The 5,208-nt window shown below is 55.7% G+C and carries 2 rRNA genes; both read right to left on the bottom strand.

Annotated elements, in window-relative coordinates:
* Positions 1-91 precede the first annotated feature (91 nt).
* Positions 92-3,220: ribosomal RNA gene (locus ITJ69_RS20075) — 23S ribosomal RNA — on the bottom strand.
* A gap of 433 nt (positions 3,221-3,653) precedes the next feature.
* Positions 3,654-5,188 (bottom strand): 16S ribosomal RNA (locus ITJ69_RS20070).
* Together the 16S and 23S rRNA genes form the textbook arrangement of a ribosomal RNA operon.
* Positions 5,189-5,208 lie beyond the last annotated feature (20 nt).

Below are 5,208 nucleotides of genomic sequence, written 5' to 3'. Positions count from 1 at the left end.
CAGAGCGGTGTATTCAGTTTGATTCCCGATCGTCTGTCGGGAACCACAAAGTGGACGCGAGCCCGTGCAACAAGTGCACGGAAATCAGTGTGTTATCAAGTCTTCGGCTTATTAGTACCGGTCAGCTCCACGGGTCGTTAGTCCCCGCTTCCACATCCGGCCTATCAACCCAGTAGTCTGCTGGGAGCCTCTCACACTCAAGGTGCATGGAAATCTCATCTCGAAGACGGCTTCCCGCTTAGATGCTTTCAGCGGTTATCCGGTCCGAACGTAGCTAATCAGCGGTGCCCTTGGCAGAACAACTGACACACCAGAGGTTCGTCCATCCCGGTCCTCTCGTACTAGGGATAGATCTTCTCAAATTTCCAACGCGCGCAGCGGATAGGGACCGAACTGTCTCACGACGTTCTAAACCCAGCTCGCGTACCGCTTTAATGGGCGAACAGCCCAACCCTTGGGACCTACTCCAGCCCCAGGATGCGACGAGCCGACATCGAGGTGCCAAACCATGCCGTCGATATGGACTCTTGGGCAAGATCAGCCTGTTATCCCCGAGGTACCTTTTATCCGTTGAGCGACAGCGCTTCCACAAGCCACTGCCGGATCACTAGTCCCGACTTTCGTCCCTGCTCGACCTGTCAGTCTCACAGTCAAGCTCCCTTGTGCACTTACACTCGCCACCTGATTGCCAACCAGGTTGAGGGAACCTTTGGGCGCCTCCGTTACTCTTTGGGAGGCAACCGCCCCAGTTAAACTACCCATCAGGCACTGTCCATGAACCCGATCAGGGTCCTACGTTAGACATCCAGAGTGACCAGAGTGGTATTTCAACAATGACTCCACGAACACTAGCGTGCCCGCTTCACAGTCTCCCACCTATCCTACACAAGCCACACCGAACACCAATACCAAACTGTAGTAAAGGTCACGGGGTCTTTCCGTCCTGCTGCGCGTAACGAGCATCTTTACTCGTAGTGCAATTTCGCCGAGTTCGCGGTTGAGACAGCTGGGAAGTCGTTACGCCATTCGTGCAGGTCGGAACTTACCCGACAAGGAATTTCGCTACCTTAGGATGGTTATAGTTACCACCGCCGTTTACTGGGGCTTAAATTCAGAGCTTCGCCCAAAGGCTAACCCTTCCTCTTAACCTTCCAGCACCGGGCAGGCGTCAGTCCGTATACATCGTCTTGCGACTTCGCACGGACCTGTGTTTTTAGTAAACAGTCGCTTCCCACTGGTCTCTGCGGCCTTCAACGCTCACGGAGTAAATCCGGTCACGTGTCCGGCCCCCCTTCTCCCGAAGTTACGGGGGCATTTTGCCGAGTTCCTTAACCACGATTCTCTCGATCTCCTTGGTATTCTCTACCTGACCACCTGAGTCGGTTTCGGGTACGGGCGGCTGCAACCTCGCGTCGATGCTTTTCTCGGCAGCATAGGATCACTGATTTCCCCTTACGGGTACGCGTCGGATCTCAGGCGTACAGACGACGGATTTGCCTATCGTCAGCCCTACATCCTTACACCAGGTTCACCTTACGGATACCATCGCCTGGCTCAGCTACCTTCCTGCGTCACACCTGTTCATACGCTAACCGCACCAGCATGGGGTCGAGCGTTAGACCGGCCACCATCACCCCGAAGGGATCCGGTTGATCCGGGTTAGGACTCTTAGCACCACTGGATTAGCTTGGGCGGTTGTTCGCCGGTACGGGAATATCAACCCGTTGTCCATCGACTACGCCTGTCGGCCTCGCCTTAGGTCCCGACTTACCCAGGGCGGATTAACCTGGCCCTGGAACCCTTGGTCTTTCGGAGGACGGGTTTCTCACCCGTCTTTCGCTACTCATGCCTGCATTCTCACTCGTGTAGCGTCCACGGCTGGATCACTCCGCCGCTTCACTCGCCACACGACGCTCTCCTACCACTCCGCACGACTGAACCACGAAGGCTTGTCGAGTGTGCGAAATCTACAACTTCGGTGGTGTGCTTGAGCCCCGTTACATTGTCGGCGCGGAATCACTTGACCAGTGAGCTATTACGCACTCTTTCAAGGGTGGCTGCTTCTAAGCCAACCTCCTGGTTGTCTATGCAACTCCACATCCTTTCCCACTTAGCACACGCTTAGGGACCTTAGTTGGTAGTCTGGGTTGTTTCCCTCTCGACGATGAAGCTTATCCCCCACCGTCTCACTGCTGCGCTCTCACTCACCGGCATTCGGAGTTTGGCTGACGTCAGTAACCTGTTGAGGCCCATCGGCCATCCAGTAGCTCTACCTCCGGCGAGAAACACGCAACGCTGCACCTAAATGCATTTCGGAGAGAACCAGCTATCACGAAGTTTGATTGGCCTTTCACCCCTATCCACAGCTCATCCCCTCCATTTTCAACTGAAGTGGGTTCGGTCCTCCACGACGTCTTACCGTCGCTTCAACCTGGCCATGGATAGATCACTTCGCTTCGGGTCTAGAACATGCGACTCAAACGCCCTATTCAGACTCGCTTTCGCTACGGCTGCCCCACACGGGTTAACCTCGCCACATATCACTAACTCGCAGGCTCATTCTTCAAAAGGCACGCCGTCACCCCTACTAAGGAGGCTCCGACGGTTTGTAAGCAAACGGTTTCAGGTACTATTTCACTCCCCTCCCGGGGTACTTTTCACCTTTCCCTCACGGTACTTGTCCGCTATCGGTCATCTGGGAGTATTTAGGCTTATCAGGTGGTCCTGACAGATTCACACGGGATTTCTCGGGCCCCGTGCTACTTGGGATACACATCCGGCCATAACACCATTTCGTCTACGGGGCTGGCACCCACTACGGCCCGGCTTTCAAACCGGTTCGACTATGATGCGCTGTAACCGCCCCAGTCCGGCAGAACTGAGTGACGTGTCCCACAACCCCGACCATGCAACGCCCGCCGGCTATCACACATGATCGGTTTAGCCTCATCCGCTTTCGCTCGCCACTACTCACGGAATCACATGTTGTTTTCTCTTCCTGTGGGTACTGAGATGTTTCACTTCCCCACGTTCCCTCTACCCGCCCTATATATTCAGGCGGGAGTCACCAGGTCACAAAAGCGCCCAGCGGGGTTTCCCCATTCGGAAATCCTCGGATCAGGGCTCGATTATCAGCTCCCCGAGGCTTATCGCAGATTTCTACGTCCTTCTTCGGCTCCAGATGCCAAGGCATCCACCGTTTGCTCTTAGAAACTTGACCACAAAGATTAAAATTGCGATCCGTCATCACCCACAACACGAACACCAAAAGTGCCCGGTCGATTGGATGACGCGAATCAAAGATGCTCGCGTCCACTGTGTAGTTCTCAACATACGATCGGCACCACACTCCCCACCGTCCAGTGACAGTGCTTCATGCGGCCCGACGAAGGACCCGTAGGCCCAACCCCTGCCAGACACTCTCGTGTCAGCAGGAAGCCTGGTCCCTCAGGACCCAACAACGTGCACCAGATGAGCAGCTCCACCCCAACCCGTCCCAACCCTGCAAGCAGAGCGTACTGAGGTCGGAAGCATCACTCCCAACTGCACTGTCAATGTTCCACCCATGAGCTACCCGTCGGACACGTTCGGTCCGAATCAGGCGCCTGGACCACGCCCACCCCGAAGGGCACACGAGGCCAGATGCTCCTTAGAAAGGAGGTGATCCAGCCGCACCTTCCGGTACGGCTACCTTGTTACGACTTAGTCCTAATCACCGATCCCACCTTCGACGGCTCCTTCCACAAGGGTTAGGCCACCGGCTTCGGGTGTTACCGACTTTCATGACTTGACGGGCGGTGTGTACAAGGCCCGGGAACGTATTCACCGCAGCGTTGCTGATCTGCGATTACTAGCGACTCCGACTTCATGAGGTCGAGTTGCAGACCTCAATCCGAACTGAGACCGGCTTTTTGGGATTCGCTCCACCTTACGGTATCGCAGCCCTTTGTACCGGCCATTGTAGCATGCGTGAAGCCCAAGACATAAGGGGCATGATGATTTGACGTCATCCCCACCTTCCTCCGAGTTGACCCCGGCAGTCTCCTATGAGTCCCCGGCATAACCCGCTGGCAACATAGAACGAGGGTTGCGCTCGTTGCGGGACTTAACCCAACATCTCACGACACGAGCTGACGACAACCATGCACCACCTGTACACCGACCACAAGGGGGCGACCATCTCTGGCCGTTTCCGGTGTATGTCAAGCCTTGGTAAGGTTCTTCGCGTTGCATCGAATTAATCCGCATGCTCCGCCGCTTGTGCGGGCCCCCGTCAATTCCTTTGAGTTTTAGCCTTGCGGCCGTACTCCCCAGGCGGGGCGCTTAATGCGTTAGCTACGACACAGAAACCGTGGAAAGGTCCCTACATCTAGCGCCCAACGTTTACGGCATGGACTACCAGGGTATCTAATCCTGTTCGCTCCCCATGCTTTCGCTCCTCAGCGTCAGTTACGGCCCAGAGATCTGCCTTCGCCATCGGTGTTCCTCCTGATATCTGCGCATTCCACCGCTACACCAGGAATTCCAATCTCCCCTACCGCACTCTAGTCTGCCCGTACCCACTGCAAGCCCGAGGTTGAGCCTCGGGATTTCACAGCAGACGCGACAAACCGCCTACGAGCTCTTTACGCCCAATAATTCCGGACAACGCTTGCACCCTACGTATTACCGCGGCTGCTGGCACGTAGTTAGCCGGTGCTTTTTCTGCAGGTACCGTCACTCAGAGTAAACTCAGTCGCTTCTTCCCTACTAAAAGAGGTTTACAACCCGAAGGCCGTCATCCCTCACGCGGCGTTGCTGCATCAGGCTTTCGCCCATTGTGCAATATTCCCCACTGCTGCCTCCCGTAGGAGTCTGGGCCGTGTCTCAGTCCCAGTGTGGCCGGTCACCCTCTCAGGCCGGCTACCCGTCGTCGCCTTGGTGAGCCATTACCTCACCAACAAGCTGATAGGCCGCGAGTCCATCCCCAACCAAAAAATCTTTCCACCACCAGACCATGCGGCCGGTAGTCATATCCAGTATTAGACGTCGTTTCCAACGCTTATCCCAGAGTCAGGGGCAGGTTACTCACGTGTTACTCACCCGTTCGCCACTAATCCACCCAGCAAGCTGGGCATCATCGTTCGACTTGCATGTGTTAAGCACGCCGCCAGCGTTCGTCCTGAGCCAGGATCAAACTCTCCGTAAAAAAATACAGACCCAACACCC

Source organism: Curtobacterium sp. VKM Ac-2887 (assembly GCF_015350935.1).
GTDB lineage: Bacteria > Actinomycetota > Actinomycetes > Actinomycetales > Microbacteriaceae > Curtobacterium.
This window is presented reverse-complemented; position numbering and strand designations above follow the sequence as displayed.